Genomic DNA, 17,309 nt, shown 5'->3' on the forward strand with positions numbered 1-17,309 from the left:
TTCCCCATAATGGTGCTACGGATAAGTGAGAGATAAAAAAACATTACTCTTTAAGAGTAATGAGAGCATATTAGTTGAAAACAACATACTAATAGAAATGAGATTAATTATCAATACATTTATTTAACTGGATAAACTGGTGACTATTTGGCTAAATCATTGCTTTTAAAATACAATTTCAAAAGCAATGATTTAGCCAAATAGTGTTCGCTCAACACTTTTTTATAACAACCATTGCCCCAAAATCACATTGACTGCCGCTTCAGTACGCAATATGCGTGGACCTATGTGTACTGCCTGACAGCCTTGACTGGCAAGCAGCTCAATCTCATAGTCGATCCAGCCCCCTTCTGCGCCGATACAAACGAGACTGGGCAAGGAGGTGCTATTAGCTGAGTTGGTTTCTACGAGCGATGGCGCAGTTTGCTCTTGCTTTGCTAGCACTTGCTGCTGCACATATTGCGAAAATGACAGATCGCTGTAAGGATGCGCGACAATAGCGCGGTTGGTGATTAGACTTGCCAGCTCATCCTCGACAAAGGGTTTAAAACGCTTTTGCAAAGTAATGCGCGGGGCAACAGTATCCACTCCTTGTTGCAAACCTTCTAGTACGAACTCATCGAGGCGACCCAACATCGGACTTTGCCAATAGCTCTTTTGCGTGCGATAGCTATTGATAAGGATAATGTCGCGCACACCAAGCGCCGTCATATCCATTATCAAGCGGCGCAGCACTTTTGGACGTGGTAATGCCAAGATAACAGTCAGATTTAACTTAGCAGGTGGCACAACTGACAATTGGACATCACCTAGCTGAATACGGTGAGCAGCAATCTCCTCAATAATTGCTGTACCAAGATTGCCACCGAGTTGCCCAATTTTAAGGGTATCTCCTACTGCTGCGGTCAACACGCCATTGATATGGTTAATTTGCGATAGATGATTGATTGTCGCAGAATCTTGCGAAAAGTTTTCGGCAGGCAGTAATAGACAGTTCATAGAGTCTCTTGGTTTGAGTGTTGCTCAATCACCTTTTCGATCATGGCAAATTGACGCGTTAATACTGCTTGCTGCTGTACGGTCATCTGCTCGCCAGCTTGCCCTGCCTGTTTGGCTAATAGCGGATGGCTAAGCCAAGACTGTAGCTGATCATAAATGAGCGCCGTATCATTAGCAGCCAATGAGGATTTTTTGCGCGAGGATTTTTGCTTACCCTTCATATCTGAACTACTGATATCTGAGCTAATGATATCTGAGCTAATGATATCTGAATGGTCGATATTTTCATTATTGGCAGCAACATCCTCTATATTAATTGGATGATAAAACGTATTGTTTGGCTGATATAACGCGCCCACACTCGCCAGCTTATCGACCACACTTTGACACGATTGGGTTTGGCGTCCCATTAGCACTGGCGTTGCCACACTCGCTGGCTCAACTGGATTGTGTCCGCCCACATCGACCAACGAACCGCCCACCAACGCCACATCGGCTAGCGTATACCATGTCATCAGCTCGCCCATACTATCTGCTAAATAGACTTGCGTGTCTGTATTGATTACTTCTTCGTTACTGCGCCGTGCCATTGTTAACTGACTGTTTTGGATAAGTGTCGCCACTTCATCAAAGCGTTCAGGATGTCTGGGCACGATAATCAACAGCGTGTCTGCCAGCGCTGGGTTGGACAATAGCTGCTCTTGCAATGACAGAGCGATGCTTTCCTCGCCGCTATGGGTGCTGGCCGCGATCCAAATAGGACGATCCGCTATTCCCAACTCGACGGCAATACCGCTCTTTTGCTTTTGTATAGTGGCACGCTCATGTTCTTTCTTAGCAGCGTTGCTATCAGTCGCTTGTACATCATCAGTTTTGCTATCAATCGTTTCATTATTAAGCACTGGGCTATTAATGACCCACTTGAGTGAGCCCGCCACCCGAATTTGCGCACTATGAGCACCTAACTGGCGAAAGCGTTTGGCAGACTCGTTGTCTTGCGCAATAATTAACGTCAGGTTTTTCATCATACTGGCGCTGACAGCAGCGATTTTTTGATAGCTTGTAAATGAACTGGCTGATAGACGACCATTGACTAAGATGCTCGGAGTACGATGCTCGGACAGCTTGGCTAAAATATTTGCCCACAGCTCGGTCTCTACAAATAAGGCCGCGACTGGCTGCACATGCGCTAAAAACGTTTCGATAACAGCGAGGCTATCTACAGGTACATAACTATGGCTAAGCCGACCCTGAGCAATGTCATCAGCGAAACGACTGGCACCACGGGCAAAACCTGTCTGCGTGGTATTGGTCAGCCAAATCTGATAACCATGCGCCAATAGCATGTCTAGCAACGGCGCTACTGTATTGGTCTCACCTAAAGACACCGCGTGGCACCAGATAACGTTATTACTCACCTCAGCTTTATGGTACATTTCAGCTTTGTTATCAGCTGTTGGCGCTGCAGGATAGTGCTTGCCGAAACGCTGCGCCACTTCTTGCTGATAGTTATCGCGCTTGTGTGAGCGTCGCCAAACCTGTAGGCGATATAGCGGCTTTAATAAGCTAATGATACATTGATAATAAAAGGGTGGCTGATATACCGCTCGACTGGACAACGCGGTAGATGAAGACGCGGTGGTAGAGGGTTTGGATGGCGTAGGAGAAGATGGCATAGAACAGCCCAGATTAGTAATGGATCAGATAATACCATTCTCAAAAAAACTGATGGTAAAAAACGCGACAATTCTACCTGAATTTGCTGCTTAATAATAAGCTTTTACGCAGTATGAGCTAACAAAAATCGTTTAGACAATAATTAATATTAACACCGCCACTACTAGCACTACCGCCAGTAATAATTGGTAGCGCTTAATACTGTGTTGTTCTTGCTTTTGTGTCGTTATCAACGCTTGCGCTTGCTGCCACTGTGCCACCAAACTGGCCGCTTCCACGTGACCGTTTTGGGCAGCTTGCTCTAACCAATATTTACCGTTATTAATATCTTGCAAGATACCAACCCCTTGGTAATACATCTTACTGAGTAAGCGCTGCGCTCGGCTGTCGTCTTTGCTGGCGGCTTGCTTAACCCATTCGACACCTGCCTCTATACCAGCATTTTTATCAATCACCAAGCCTTCACCGAGTAGCTCATACATCGCCAAACGCAGCATAGCAGCGGTATTCCCGACATGCGCGGCCTCTTGTAGTTTCAACAACGCTTGCTTTTTTGCCGCCAGATGATTCTCTGAAAAGTTAATTTGCGCACGCGGTTTAGATTGCTTTGCAACATGCTGTTCAAACTGATCCAAGACTTTACGGGCTTGCTGATACTCAGCATTGCCCGCAGTTTGCGGCCGTTCGATCTCATCTAACTCTATGAGTAATTGACTAAAAACCTCTGGGGTTGGCGAGGTTTTGACAGCGGCTGCTGGCTTGGTTTTTACCAAGGGAATGGTCTGTACTACTGGCAGCTCCGCTTTAGATGGTTCAGGCTTTAATTGGTTCTCTTGTTCATTCGATAAGCTTTCATTGGTTAGCCTGTCTGATACGATATATGTAGAAGCCTCTTCATTTAAATCAGTTTTATTCAAATCATCTGCTGGTGTGGCCGTTATATTCTGCTTTACTAAAAATGCTGCGCTAGTGCCCACTGTCTGAGAATTAGAGTCTATGCTACTTGAGCCTAAATCCACTTGAGAAGCCATGCGAGCAGCCACATTAGATTTACTGTCTTGAGTGGTAATGGTAGACACGTAATTATTAGCGATTGGCAGTCTGGCACTAACCGCTTGATACAAGCCACTAGCAACTTGCCCGCCTTGAACCGCGACAAAGGGTCGATCGACATGACCGAACAAGCGCAAGCCTATCGGTTCTAGGGCAAAAAATATTGGCAAGCTGGCACTGTCATTAATATTGGTACTGTCATTAATATTGGCATTGGCATTGTCATTGTCATTAATATTGGCACTATTGTTTTCACTATATAACACTGCCATATGCTGATAACAATCATCGGTGCTCAGCGACCATATTGGATAACGTTTGCGCAGCTCGAATTGACCATACCAATGCGGCGTATTTTGCCACTGCTGTGCCAATACTTGTCCGGCATAAAATGCCAAAAACATCATAAGATTACGATAGCGTTCATCCGTTAACAGCGCATCTTCATCCCAGTTACCCGTTTTAATCAGATCACGGCGTATCTGCGATAGCAAAGTATCTACCCGCTGTAAGCTCGATAGCGACTCATCCAAAGTGCAATCACGCAACTCCGCTTCATAGGCAATACCACCTGCGATAGGGCGTCCCGCTAAGAAATCTTGCCAATAGCCTGCGGCGATATAATCCAGTGGTGTTAGAGGCGATGCAGACATAAGACCAGCGTGTCCTTTTACAGTTAAGTAGGTAATGAATAGAATGACATCGTTATGATGGCGACAGTAATGCAATGTGTGGATAAAGACAATGTGTAGATAGTTTACCTTAGCCTAAAATTCAAACCGCTACAATAAAGGACTAAACAAGCGTACCACATTATCAAACAATCGCTCATAGCCTGCGCGCTGCTGCCATTCTGCTAACGTCAAAAAATGACAGCTCTGTAGATAAGTCTCTTGGCAGTTAGCAATTTGAGCGACCATTTCAGGGGTATAAATCGCCAAGCTGACTTCCATATTGAGATAAAAACTGCGCATATCAATATTTACCGTACCAAACAGACAATAATCATCATCGATCACCACGGTTTTAGCATGTAGCAGCCCGCCTTTAAATAAGGCAATGGTGACGCCGGCCTGCAATAACTCTTCATAATACGCTTGTGACGCATGCTGCACTAAAAACGAATCGACCTTTTCGGGAACGATAATCGTCACCTCTACCCCGCGCTTAGCCGCGATCGTCAGCGCACTTGATAGCGCCTCATCAGGTACGAAGTATGGCGTGGTAATACAAATGCGTTTATTGGCGCGATGAATAACCGTCACCAAGGTATTATAAATAACATGCGCTGTTACCTGCGGTGCCGAAGGTATCAACTGCGCGATCACGCCTTCTATTACGGGCATCTGTGGTATGACTATCGACATTGAGCCAGTATGTAGCGGCTCATCAGCATCGATACTATCACCCAAAAACTTTACCCGACTGTTGATGTCATTGATAGTCGGATCCATCACATATAGCTTGCGGGTATAGTTATTGATTCGCTGGTTGAGCTCGTCTAGATTGTTGTTATTTTCAGCGCCGATATCGGTGACCACAACTTTTGCCATCGCCGTCGCTATACTGATGGTACGGTGGCTCACACTACGTATCGCCACATCGATCCATTGTCCGACATTTTTATTTTGTTTAAAAAATTTAGGATCGACCAAGTTAAAGCTGCCGATATAACCAATGTATTCATCAATGACCACCATTTTTCGGTGATTACGAAGATCTGAACGTTTAAATAAGGTCTTAAACAAGCCTACCGGCAACGACTGATGAACAAAGACACCTGCTTGCTCTAATATTCGGTGCTCATTGCTATTAAAAAACCTAAAACTACCAACACTATCAGCCAATATATGACACTCAACCCCGCGCTGTACGGCAGCGACCAACGCCTCTATCACCTCTCCTACCTGCCCCTTCGGATAGATGATATAAAACTCCATCAAGATGATACTCTTTGCTGACTCAATATCATCGATCAAACGCTTAAAAATAGCACTGGGCGCGGTTAGTAGCTGCATCTGGTGATCGGGAAACACCCCGAACCCTGTCCAGCGCGTCCCTATTTGGCTGACACCGCGATAGTTATCAGGCAACAAATCTTGCCCTTTATCAAAGACCAAATGCTCCCGCCTTGCCATCTCGTTCATTAGCAGGCTGGCTTGATCCATGCGTTCACGATAGCGACGTCCGATCATTGGCTCACCAAGCAGTATGTAGGCAATTAATCCTACGACAGGCAAGGTATAGAGCACAGCAACCCAAGCGATCGATACACCAATATTGCGCTGTACCGATACAATTCGTAATGTCATGAGTATCATGAGCACGACATGTAATATCAGCCCCAATTCTGCAAAGTCACCCAATGACCATGTCGTAAAGTACTTTTCAATAGCAAAAGTGTCTATGCCTGCCTCCATCAACCAATCAGTCAATTAATACAAATCAAATTATCTAATACCTGCACGTGCCACAAAGCATTATCAGTATAGTAGCTTTTGGCGCGCACACAATAGGTAACTATGTACCCACCATATGGGCTGAACCAGTCTTAATGTCGCTGACGTAAAAGAAAGATAATCATTAATTTATAAAATATATGAAATAACGTTTGACAGGCATATGTAAATCTATATAATACACACCCACAGCAAGGGGACTTAATTAAGTTCTATGTTGTTAGAATTCTTATTAATTTAGAGTGTGACAACTTTAAATGTTAAGACTTCTATAAGATTCCTTTTAAGGAATTTTAACTTGCGAAGCTAACGCTTCTCAGGGTGATTAGCTCAGTTGGTAGAGCGTCTGCCTTACACGCAGAATGTCGGCGGTTCGAATCCGTCATCACCCACCACTCTTTTAGCAAAGTGGGCCTATTTATACGAGTAAGATGCTAAAAACGACCTAAGCAGCGGTAGTTCAGTTGGTTAGAATGCCGGCCTGTCACGCCGGAGGTCGCGGGTTCGAGTCCCGTCCGCTGCGCCATATTTAAAACGAATTTAAACTTTCGAGTTTAAGCAAGTTTCGCCTCAAGTATTAGTTTACTTGAGGTTTTTTTGTGTCTGTTAATTTATCTAAGTGTTTAATTTCTCTGTGGTTTATCTCTTGGGTTTACCACTTGCCTTAGTCAAAAACTCAGTCAATAACATGGTTAAATAATATAGCCACATAATATAGATTGCTATAAAGTCGTCTGTCTCGGTTGTGGTGGTACAGAATAAGTGCCAACCACATGGGCGACCAAGTCACTAGAGCCTTCTGAGTAAAGAGAAACCTCGCCCACGATTAATGTGCGCCCTACTTTCATTAACGTGCATTCGGCGATGATGCGGGCATCTGCTGAAGGTTTACGCAAAAAATTGATGGTTAAGCTCGTTGTCACGGTCAACGGTACAATACCGATTTTTCCCAATATTGCCACATAGATAGCCACATCAGCGACACTCATCAACACCGGCCCAGAGACCGTACCACCAGGTCTCAGCTCATTGATACCTATCTCGTGCGATAAGGTCGAACCCTTCTCATCTACTGACTCGACCCTACATTTGGTTTGCGGAAACTCCGCCTCTATAAAAGCGACGATTTCTTCTTTGCTTGCAGACATATCTATTCCTTGATTTTAATTATGCTTACTGCCGACGTTTAGCCTTTCTCATTTAAGAGACGCTAATCAAAAACAGTTACCTGATTATCTCCACCATCATTTATAGCATAATTCACATTATAAACCGTATCTATATTAGGGCCTGTTGCCTTTAAGAACCTCAAAACTTCATCTGCTTTAGCTGCTATCTAATAGCACTTTTACTCAAGTATGAGAAGCAAATGATCAAGACCAACGACCAAACACTTACAACCCAATTGACATAAGTACCAATTAGCGTAATATACACATGTTAATGATTATCATTATTATTACTTTAGTCATCGAACTTTTTATACTCAGTGTTGTTTTAAAAAGCATGCTACCAATAAAAATCAACGAGAAAGCAATGCTCTGATTCTAAAGGGCTTTCAAATCATCAAAAGTTGTTTAAATGATAATAATCATACTTTTTGATATACAACCAATCAGTTAAATAAAGGAAGGTATTAAAATGGCAAAACCCACCCCAAGAATGCTAGAGGTTGTTCGCAGTAAATACCTCACGCCACATATGTGCCGCGTCACACTTGGCGGTGCTGGACTGACTGATTTTCCAGTAGACCAAGAAAGTGCTTATATAAAACTGATGTTTCCTCAAGGTGAGGACTCTCGACCATTAATGCGCACTTATACCGTTAGCGTTCAACGAGATGAAGAAATAGATGTCGATTTTGCTTTGCATGAGACAGAAGGCCCTGCTTCAACATGGGCACGTAACGCCCAAATAGGTGAGCAAATACTGATAGGCGGCCCTGGACCGAAGAAGCTGATTAACAATGAGGCTGATTGGTTTTTATTGGTCGGTGATATGACAGCGCTGCCGGCGATTACCGTTAACCTCGCCCAGCTACCTGCTGACGCACACGGCTATGCAATCCTTGAGATTACCACCGAAGCAGACAAGCAACTACTCAAAAAACCCGACAACGTCGACATTCATTGGGTGATAAATGCACATCCAAATGCACAAAGCAGCCCATTACTTGATCGTGTTAAAACGCTTACTTGGTTGACAGGACGACCTGCGGTGTGGGCGGCATGTGAATTCCATAGTATGCGTGCCCTGCGTCACTACTTTAAAGGAGAGCGTCCAATACCAAAGACGCATTTATACATATCCAGTTATTGGAAAGTCGATAGCACAGAAGATCAGCATAAAGTTGTCAAACGAGAGGATGCAGAGAGCGTATTATAATTTCGGTGTGCCAGCACGTATAAGCGAAACTGACTAATATCGAAACTGACATCGGAATTAGCATCAAAACTAAAAGAGCTCGCTTAATTATAAGCGAGCTCTTTCTTCTAAGGTGTGATTAAAAACGTATAGCTAATTTTGCGCGAACAGCGGATGAATAAACCCTAATGCCATAGTCGGTTCAAGACCATTCAGGTACAAGGAAGGCAATTTAAAGCACTACAAATAGTAGACTAAACAAGCCTGCCTCCGTACCTGATTTATAGTGGATTGACTATATTAAGCAAGCAGGATATCACCATGCTCATCACGTAAATTATTTTTCATCATTTTCCCTGCGCCGTTGAGCACAATATTATTCACAAAGACGACTTTGTCAGGTATCTGCCAACTGGCTACTTTACCTTTATAGAACTCAAGAATCTGCGCTTCATCGACTGCCGCATCCGCTTCTTTGACGACAATTAAGACTGGACGCTCGCCCCATTGTTTATGAGCCGCCGCAATCGCTGCAGCCATCTTAACCTCTGGATGCTCCACAGCGATATTTTCTAACTCAACAGAAGATATCCACTCGCCCCCTGATTTGATCAAATCTTTTGAGCGGTCACGGATATTCATATAACCATCGGCATCAATCGTGGCGATATCACCGGTATCAAACCAGCCATCGGCAGTGATGGCATCTTTATTTTCAGTAAAATAATCATCAATGACCCAATGCCCACGAATTTGCAAGCGCCCTTGTGACTCGCCATCTTCGGCGACTGGCTTATCTTTTTGTTCCGTATCCATCAGACGTATCTTGACACCATAAGGAGGGCGACCTTGCGATTTACGCAGCTCATTAATTTCTTCTTTACTGAGCGATTTGTGCTTGGCTTTTATCTGATTCATCGTGCCGAGCGGACTGGTCTCAGTCATGCCCCAACCATGTATCGCATCGCAGTTAAAGTCCTCTCTAAAGGTTTTGATGACTGATGGCGGACATGCTGCACCGCCGACGATCGTACGCGTCATACTGTCCAGCTTACTGCCTCTGTTTTTGGCAGCGGTTAGCAGACTTTGCCAAATAGTCGGCACGCCCAAAGCCACAGTCACTTTATAATCATCAATCACAGACACTAAGCTGTCACCATCAAGATTAGGACCGGGCAGTATCAGAGAGCAGCCCGTCAGAGCAGCGGCATAAGGCGTGCCCCACGCGTTGACATGGAACATCGGCACTACTGGTAGCAAGACATCTTGGGCAGACAACGAGGACACATCGGGCATACACAAAGCCATCGCATGCAGAACTGAGGAACGATGAGAGTACAAAATGCCTTTGGGGTTGCCTGTCGTTCCTGAGGTATAACAGAGTGAGCTTGCAAGCTTTTCATCAAACTGCGGCCAGTCAAAATCAGGGCTATTATCTGCCAGCAACTCATCAAAGAACAGAGCATTCGGTAACTGCTCCAAGACTTTTTCGTCTCTATTACCCAAATAAATAAAATGCTTAATGCCTTTGATGTGCTCTTTGATAGCGGTAATTAGTGGCAAAAAAGTAATGTCAAAGAACAAAGCTTGATCCTCCGCATCGTTAATGATGTAGGCAAGCTGTTCGGGGAATAAACGGGGATTAATAGTATGGCAAATCATACCGCTACCCGAGATTGCGTACCACGCTTCTAGGTGACGGCGATTGTTCCATGCCAAGGTGGCGATGCGCTCTGATGACTTAAGTCCCAGTGCTTGTAGCGCATTTGCCAAACGTTTTGAGTTATTGGAGACGGTCAACCAATCACTCTTGGTCATCTCGCCATTGACTTCTTTTGACAAGATAGCGGTATCACCATGATATTGGGCGGCGTGCTCAATGAGGCTGCTAATGAGCAGCGGCTGATACATCATTTTTCCTAACATCTGAATATCCTTATAGTGATTTTAGTGCTCGTCCGTGGGCATATTTTATATATGGAGCCTCATCAGTATACGTCAGTCTGAACAGTTAGAAAAATTAATTTCGTCTGATAGAAATAAAGAATATATCTTTTTTTCTTAATTAAGTAGCCGTTGTAGATGTCCTTACCAGTCTCTTTATTAACACTTTCAAGACTGCCTACTACGTGTTCGTTCATCGGATGAAGACGCTTATTTACACTTATATTTACCCGTTATTTTCTAGAAATATACTGTCTCAACTTATGTTAAACAAGACATATTAGAAAACGAAAGTCTGCACCTGTTTACGACCCAGACTGCAATACGGCATCAGGTAAGCTTTGTACCGCTCTGTTTGCCGCATCAATAGCGCCAGCGACATAACCAGGGAACGCCTCTGACCACTCACTACCGCAACCCGTTAGACCATCTTGCCACATGCCTATTTTTGGCTTGGCAGTAGGTGCTACAGCATGCTGCCCTGTGCCATTCGCGTCGGCCGCCGTTGCGGTAAATGAGTCTTGAGACCAGTCTTTGATATATTCCGCCTTTGGTTTGTCTGCTTGTACACCAAATAGACGTACCATCTGCGCGCGGCAATGCGCTTTTAACTCTACCTCTGAGACGCTTTGGCGCACCTTAACGGGAACACCAAAGAAACCAAACACCGCGCCTTCGCCTTCTACTAGTGAAGCATCATGAATCTCAGTGAGCGGCCCTATCGTACTTCGTGCTGCACCTGAAAGGCCATTATCTCGCCAAAATGGTGAGTCATAAACAGCCACATACTTGGCATGTGGTGCCATCCAAGTGGCTGTTTCTTGCCACTCCATCGCTAAATCTTGCGGTAAAGCAGGCTCAAATACGATATTGCTGACCGCCAACCGCGGTGGTAGCGCAAGTAATACATGCTGCGCTTGATAAGTGATTATTTGACCAGCATTGATATGTTCAGACCCACACTCACTCTCTATATCGATATGTTGACCAGTCTTGGTTAAGCGCTTTACGACTTGACTGGTTATGACACGCTTGGCATCTAAGCGCGCGTATAAAGCATCAGTTAGCGCCGTCATTCCACCCACGAGGCGCATAGATGGTGGCGAACTCCTATAACCTTGCGTGCGGATAGGCAACTCATTGGCCGCACGCTCAACCATCATGTCGCCTTCTTCGAACTGAGCGAAACGTGTCAAATCTAATGCCTCAATCAAATCACTTAATTGCGACTGATACTCTGGCCAAAACCACGACGGCCCTAAATCAAAGCCGTCGTTTGATTTTTTATGATCAACACTTTGACTGCTAGCACTCAAGTCTACTGATGATTTGGCAACAGTGATACGCCCGCCCAATCTGTCACGAGCTTCTATCAGTATATAATCGATGCCTTTTTGTTCTAATAAAAATGCCGCATATAGACCGCTTAAGCCACCGCCAACAATCACAATAGGTACGTCTTGCATATAAAGTCATTCCTGCTTAGTTGAAATTATTCAGCCAACAACTTAGTCAGCATCTCATCTATCTCAACCTTAAACTCTTTATCTTCAATCTTATTGGCAGTGATTTTGGCATTTTGTAGACTTTGAATAGCCGCTTCTTTGTTACCTGTCTCAAGCTGTAGCACCGCCATAGAAAAAGCAATCGACGACAGATGATCTTTCGAATTGATCGCTGTGGCTTTTGTTAGTGCTTTGTCATAAATGACCAGTGCTTCGTCCAAATCTTCTGTAAAGTCAGCAAGCGTTTCCCACTGCTCTGGATGATCTTTGTCTGTGTTTTCGTTATCAGTACAGATGGCTTTTAGCTCAGCATAAAACGCATCAAATTTTTCTTGATTACCGATACGATCAGCCTCTAGTAATTCTTCTGCCAATTTATAAATAGATTTATATATTTTGGTATTAATCATTGCTTACAACCTTTTATTGACTTGGGGTATAGATTATTTGGTTAGGATTATAACGTAATTCTGGCGGCTCAGATGGTTGGCATAAAAAAGGATACGATATTTATATGGACGTTCATAGAAGAAAATCAAAATAACACAACACCTGATAAAGCTCAGCACTATATCTGTCTTATTCCGCCTTGTACTGAACCAAAAAAAGCAAAGCATTAAATGCCTTGCTTGCGTCACGACTCTTTATAACTGCGATGAGGGCCAGAGCTATGAGTATTTAGCACAAGATGCTGGCTGCCAATAAAACTCAGTGGCAAAGAACTCGTCGTCACGCGTTATACCTTTGTTACTGTCATCAAAGATGATTTTATATTGACAAGTTTTTACGTTGTTATTAGCATCATAAAACTTGAGAATATAATCCCATTCGTGGGCATTAAATCCCTCACTAAAATGAGGGGTGCCGATTAACTTGTAAATACTGTCTTTAGTGATACCTACTTGAATTTTGGCGATATCATCATGGGTGACAATAGCACCCTCTTTTTGCCATGCCTTGTCTGGAGCAGGAAATACTAATTTATTAGAATCAACTGATCCGTGTTGAGCACCAGGGGTCAAATATCCATTTGGCATTATATTTTTTTGGGAGCAGCCAGTTACTGTGAGTAGTAAGGCAGCGGTTACTAGTAAACTGTATCGATGTAGAGATTTTTTCATTTTCTATCCCTTAATGTATTTCGTGAGTAAATTGACAGCGCCTATCTATAGACAAACGCTGCCATAAAATAATGCGGCTATCTTAGAAATGGAAGCCTGCACCAACTGCACCGCCTGCATTTCCATTGCTATCTGCTGTACCATTTACTTTAATTACCCAGCGACCATTATCAGATACTTTGGATACACCAATCGCAACTGCACTTTGACCATTGTAGGTCGCTATCCCCCCGCCAACCATTGATTTACCGGGGATGTAGGACTGTGGTAATGAAGACATTGCCATTGCTGCTGAGACACCAGCATTGGCACCATCTTCCACTTCGTTGATTTTGTAACCCAGTTCATTGACGCTATTGCTCAACGTGCCACCGAGCGCATTCAACTGACCGATGTTGACGGCATCATTAACTTCAATACCATCAGCGACGCCAGTGATTGTCTTGTCGCCTGCATTAATACCTTCCGTTGTCATGCTTGGACCATTTGCGATAGTTACGCCATTGGTACTGACCGTCGTATTACCAGTAGTTACAGTGTCCGCAGTAATAGTATCTGCTGTAACGCTGTCTACGCTGATATTGCCGCTCAAATCAAACTTGATGCCGCTACCAGTGGCCGTTGTTTTAATGTTATTGCTACCTTCAAATTTAAGCGCAGTGCTATCCCCTATCGATTTGTCGATGTTGGTGCCACTATCAGCACTAAATTTCAATCCAGTATCGAGTCTATCAGTGTTGGCTTGAATATCTTCATTGGCCTGAGCATTACCAGTATTGACAGCAGCGATAGCATCGTTAAGGTTATCTGCCCCTGTACCGCCAATATTGGTAACGGTCAGGTTACCTGCATCATCAAGCGCTGCATCGCCACCGATAACACTAGCGACGTCACTTCCTAGGTTATATAGCTGACCACCATTGATAGCATCGGTACTATCTGCATTGATAGCACCGCCATTGACATTGGTTATCGTAGTACCTGCTGCACCGCCCAACGTAATGCTGCCTTTGTTGACAGTATCATCTGGATTTTTGTCATATTGAACTGCGGCATTACTAAGCGCTGCATTACTGTCTCCTAGAGCATCACTGACTACTTTTAGCTGGGATACGTTTACCGCATCGGAATCTGCTGTACCAGCTGCAACACCTGTCACTTGACGATATACACCATTAGCAGCATCGCCTACCGCTACTGCGCCTGTCGTGCTAGTAGTAGCCATAATAGCAGCGTTACCCACTGAGCGATAACCTGCAATACCAGCACCTGTGATAGCCGCTGATCCAGTACCTAGAACCACTGACCCTCCGACGGTTGAGGTGACGTTGTTACCTAATACAAAGGTATCGTCACTGGCGATGTTGTTGTTGTTACCAATCGAATAACTATTATTACCATTTATGGTGGTTGGATCACCAATTGCGCCAGAGTTATTGCCGTTTACGATGTTGCCTGTACCAATAGCAATAGATTGGTTGCCATTGGCTTGAGAACCATCACCAATCGCTATCGCTGACTGACCGCTGACTCGTGAGTCTGAACCAATAACCACAGAGTCTGTTGCATCCGTAGTCGCTCTAGTATCGCGACCTAATGCAATGGTATTGTTTGCGCCCGCTTCTACAATTGCATTGACGCCAATAGCGGTTGAGTTAGCACCTCCGGCACTTGAGTCATTGGTGATACCCAAATCTCCTTCAGCAGCAACAGCATTGGTATGAGCAAATTTTATACCTTTGGTATTTAATTTTTGTACAGTTTCGCCCAGGGTCAGACTGTCCGTGACGTCTTGACCTTTAACGTCATAGGTCAAAAATAACGACTCTAAATTATTGTCATCTATATTACTGTTAACGACTTGGTCGGTGACGTTGATGATGACAGGGTTTCCATCTTGGTCAGTCACTTCAACATTGGTGATGTTTTTAGAAATGAAGCTATCAAGCTGTCCTCTGTTCACAGCATCGTCAGCATTCACTCCATTGGCGACATTAGAAAATGTTGTACCACCACTGACCACAAAATTATTACCTTCGTCGTCCTGATCAATCACTGCTTGAGTACCAGTTAAGCGGACTTGGTTGTAATTTACGCTGTTGTCAGGGTTACGCACATACTGTACTGCACCCGCTGTCAAATCTGTCAAGTCATCAGCTACAGCATCTACTTGACCTTTAGTTGCTGCATCGGTTGCTACTACACCATCAGCTAGGTTGCTGACGGTCAAAGCACCTGCATCCATACCGGTAGCTGTAATACTGGGGCCTGTTGCACCGTTGGTATCGATAAAGCTGACACCGGTTTGGTTCACAACAGTGCTATTACCGTTAGCATCCGTAGCGGTAAAGCCTTCTGCACCATAGTTGCTAGTATTGACGCCATCAGTGACGCTAGTGCCGGCTGTAGTGATGGTAGTTGCGTTACCTGCAGCATCACCTACTGTAACGCCTGCATTATCGGTGACGGTGTTGCCAGTGGTGATGCTGCCATCAGCGCCCAAGTTGATATCTTCAGCTAGATTGTAATTGATGCGATTTTCAACATCATTTGTAACCACAAGATTGCCATCGCCGTTGGTAAAGTCAACGGTTTCACCCAGTCTAACATTGTCAACTCTACCGCCAGCAGCACTGATGTTAAAGCCTTGGTTTGCTTGGGTCTGAATGTTAGCAATATCACTTGTGTTGCTTACTGTACGACCATCAAGGTTGTCTAAAGCGCTACCTACATCATTAAAATTGGCCGTGATGCCAGCATTGCTACCATCGTCTAGAGTATAGGTAGGTGCGCTTATAGTGCCGTTAGGTCTAATAAATGCACCACCACCTAAATTGTTAGTGACAGAATCTGCGACCTTAAACAGTTGACCTCCATTCACAGCTTGATTGCTGCCAAGATCAAGACGTCCATCAGCCACACCTGTAATCGTGTTGCCACCATTAGATAAGCCACTATTAGTGAGTCTTACATCTCTACCATTAACACCGCCCGCCACACTGATACCGTCGTTATTCACTAGGGTGTTGCCAGTAGTGAGGCTACCCGCTGTCCCTAGGTCAAGGGTTTTATCAAGGCTATAGGCGATGCTGTTGCCGGTTTTAACTGCGGTCAGGTTGTTCTCACCGGCGGCAATGCCGATGTCTACCGTGTCGCCAGCTTTGATGGCAGCGGCATTGGTACCGTCGGTTTGTAAGGTGAAGCCTTGATCTAAGGCGGTGATGGCTGCGTCCACGCCTGTTTGATTGGTGTTGTTAACACTGTAAACGGGTGCGCTCACGGTGCCATCTGCACTGTTGTACGTGGCGCCGCCACCTAAATTGGTTGCGGTGCTAGTGCCTAAGGCATCTGTCTTCGCCTCTGTCGCGGTGTTGACGGCTTGCAGCTGACTGAAGTTCACAGCATCACTGCTCGTGGTGCCGTCAGCAACATTGGTGAGCTTGTCACCACCAATGTTTAAGCCATTGGCAGTGCTGGTCAGTACGGTGCTGTTGGTGCCATCTCCAATGGTGGCTTGCGTCACGCTGATGTTGTCAGCAAGGTCATAGTTGATGCCAGTGGCTGAGACGGTGGCGACTAGGTTGTTGTCACTGTTGGTGAAGGTAACGGTGTCACCCAATTGAACGTTGTCTGGAGTACCAATGTCTGCATCGATGTTAAAGCCTTGGGCAATCGCGTTTGCGTTGCCGGTGATGCCTGTCGCATTGATGGCAATATCACTGGCGTTGTCAGCAACAGCAACGTTGGTGGTGTTGAGCTGACTACCGTTGATGGCGTCTTTGCTGTTCGCTGCAATGATGCCGTCAGCGACGTTGGTGATCTTGGTGCCCGCGGCATTGATGCCAGCAGTGGTGACACTTGGACCGCCAGTGATGGTCAGACCAGTATTGTCTAGTAGGCTGTTACCCGCTTGCACACTGGTCAGACCCGCTAGGATTGGGTTCAAGGCGAAGTCAATCGTGTTGCCTGTTTTGACAACCGTTAAGTTGCTATTGGCAGCGGTACCGATGTCAAGTGTACTACCTGCTGTGATAGCGCCAAGGTCAGCACCATTACTGCTGACGTTGAAGCCTGCTTGAAGCGCGGTAACATTGGTGTTAGTCGCATTCAACTGACGACCATTGACGGCATCTGTTGAGCTTGTGCTGAGTGCACCATCAGCCACGTTGGTCAATGTTACTGGCGCT

The 17,309-nt window shown here is 44.9% G+C and carries 11 protein-coding genes and 2 tRNA genes; 3 read left to right on the forward strand and 10 right to left on the reverse strand.

The genetic code is table 11. The annotated features are described in order from the left end of the window. Window positions 1-222: 222 nt before the first annotated feature. From J5X94_RS03610 to J5X94_RS03625, 4 genes are all read right to left on the reverse strand, one after another. The gene (locus J5X94_RS03610; RefSeq protein ID WP_210540166.1) at window positions 223-999 is read right to left on the reverse strand and encodes a 16S rRNA (uracil(1498)-N(3))-methyltransferase; all 777 of its coding nucleotides are present in this window, start codon (window positions 997-999) and stop codon (window positions 223-225) included. Further along, the gene (locus J5X94_RS03615; protein ID WP_210540169.1) at window positions 996-2,675 is read right to left on the reverse strand and encodes a 3-deoxy-D-manno-octulosonic acid transferase; all 1,680 of its coding nucleotides are present in this window, start codon (window positions 2,673-2,675) and stop codon (window positions 996-998) included. The genes J5X94_RS03610 and J5X94_RS03615 overlap by 4 nt, the downstream gene beginning before the upstream one ends. Window positions 2,676-2,807: 132 nt before the next feature. Continuing rightward, window positions 2,808-4,382, reverse strand: coding sequence for a tetratricopeptide repeat protein (locus J5X94_RS03620; protein ID WP_210540171.1), 1,575 nt, complete (start codon window positions 4,380-4,382; stop codon window positions 2,808-2,810). A 129-nt stretch (window positions 4,383-4,511) separates the two neighbouring features. Next, window positions 4,512-6,149, reverse strand: a complete 1,638-nt coding sequence (locus J5X94_RS03625; RefSeq protein ID WP_210540528.1) for a cardiolipin synthase — start codon at window positions 6,147-6,149, stop codon at window positions 4,512-4,514. Between the two features lie 358 nt (window positions 6,150-6,507). Between J5X94_RS03625 and J5X94_RS03630 the strand changes: the two genes are divergently transcribed. Together J5X94_RS03630 and J5X94_RS03635 are read left to right on the forward strand one after the other, a co-directional pair. Then, a tRNA-Val gene (locus J5X94_RS03630) sits at window positions 6,508-6,583 on the forward strand. Window positions 6,584-6,637: 54 nt separating this feature from the next. Continuing rightward, window positions 6,638-6,714 (forward strand) — tRNA-Asp (locus tag J5X94_RS03635). 196 nt (window positions 6,715-6,910) lie between these two features. On the opposite strand, the gene J5X94_RS03640 is transcribed toward J5X94_RS03635, so the two are convergent. Next, entirely contained in the window at window positions 6,911-7,336 is a 426-nt protein-coding gene (locus tag J5X94_RS03640; RefSeq protein WP_210540173.1) for a PaaI family thioesterase, read from the reverse strand. Between the two features lie 493 nt (window positions 7,337-7,829). Between J5X94_RS03640 and J5X94_RS03645 the strand changes: the two genes are divergently transcribed. Beyond that, window positions 7,830-8,573 (forward strand): siderophore-interacting protein, encoded by a 744-nt coding sequence (locus J5X94_RS03645; protein WP_210540174.1) that lies wholly within the window; start codon window positions 7,830-7,832, stop codon window positions 8,571-8,573. A gap of 279 nt (window positions 8,574-8,852) precedes the next feature. Here the strand turns inward: J5X94_RS03645 and J5X94_RS03650 are convergent, their stop codons facing one another. The 5 genes from J5X94_RS03650 to J5X94_RS03670 all read right to left on the reverse strand — a co-directional run. Continuing rightward, window positions 8,853-10,478, reverse strand: a complete 1,626-nt coding sequence (locus tag J5X94_RS03650; protein ID WP_210540176.1) for a long-chain-fatty-acid--CoA ligase — start codon at window positions 10,476-10,478, stop codon at window positions 8,853-8,855. A gap of 323 nt (window positions 10,479-10,801) precedes the next feature. Beyond that, complete coding sequence (locus J5X94_RS03655; RefSeq protein WP_210540178.1) at window positions 10,802-11,962, reverse strand: flavin monoamine oxidase family protein; 1,161 nt, start codon at window positions 11,960-11,962, stop codon at window positions 10,802-10,804. A gap of 26 nt (window positions 11,963-11,988) precedes the next feature. Continuing rightward, on the reverse strand, window positions 11,989-12,411 hold the full coding sequence (locus tag J5X94_RS03660) for a tetratricopeptide repeat protein (protein ID WP_197131939.1): 423 nt from the start codon (window positions 12,409-12,411) through the stop codon (window positions 11,989-11,991). A gap of 258 nt (window positions 12,412-12,669) precedes the next feature. Beyond that, window positions 12,670-13,122, reverse strand: coding sequence for an outer membrane protein assembly factor BamE (locus tag J5X94_RS03665; protein ID WP_210540180.1), 453 nt, complete (start codon window positions 13,120-13,122; stop codon window positions 12,670-12,672). A gap of 82 nt (window positions 13,123-13,204) precedes the next feature. Next, a partial coding sequence (locus J5X94_RS03670; protein WP_210540182.1) for a beta strand repeat-containing protein occupies window positions 13,205-17,309 on the reverse strand: 4,105 nt, incomplete at its 5' end.

Origin of the sequence: Psychrobacter sp. K31L (genome assembly GCF_017942195.1) — a bacterium.
GTDB lineage: Bacteria > Pseudomonadota > Gammaproteobacteria > Pseudomonadales > Moraxellaceae > Psychrobacter > Psychrobacter glaciei.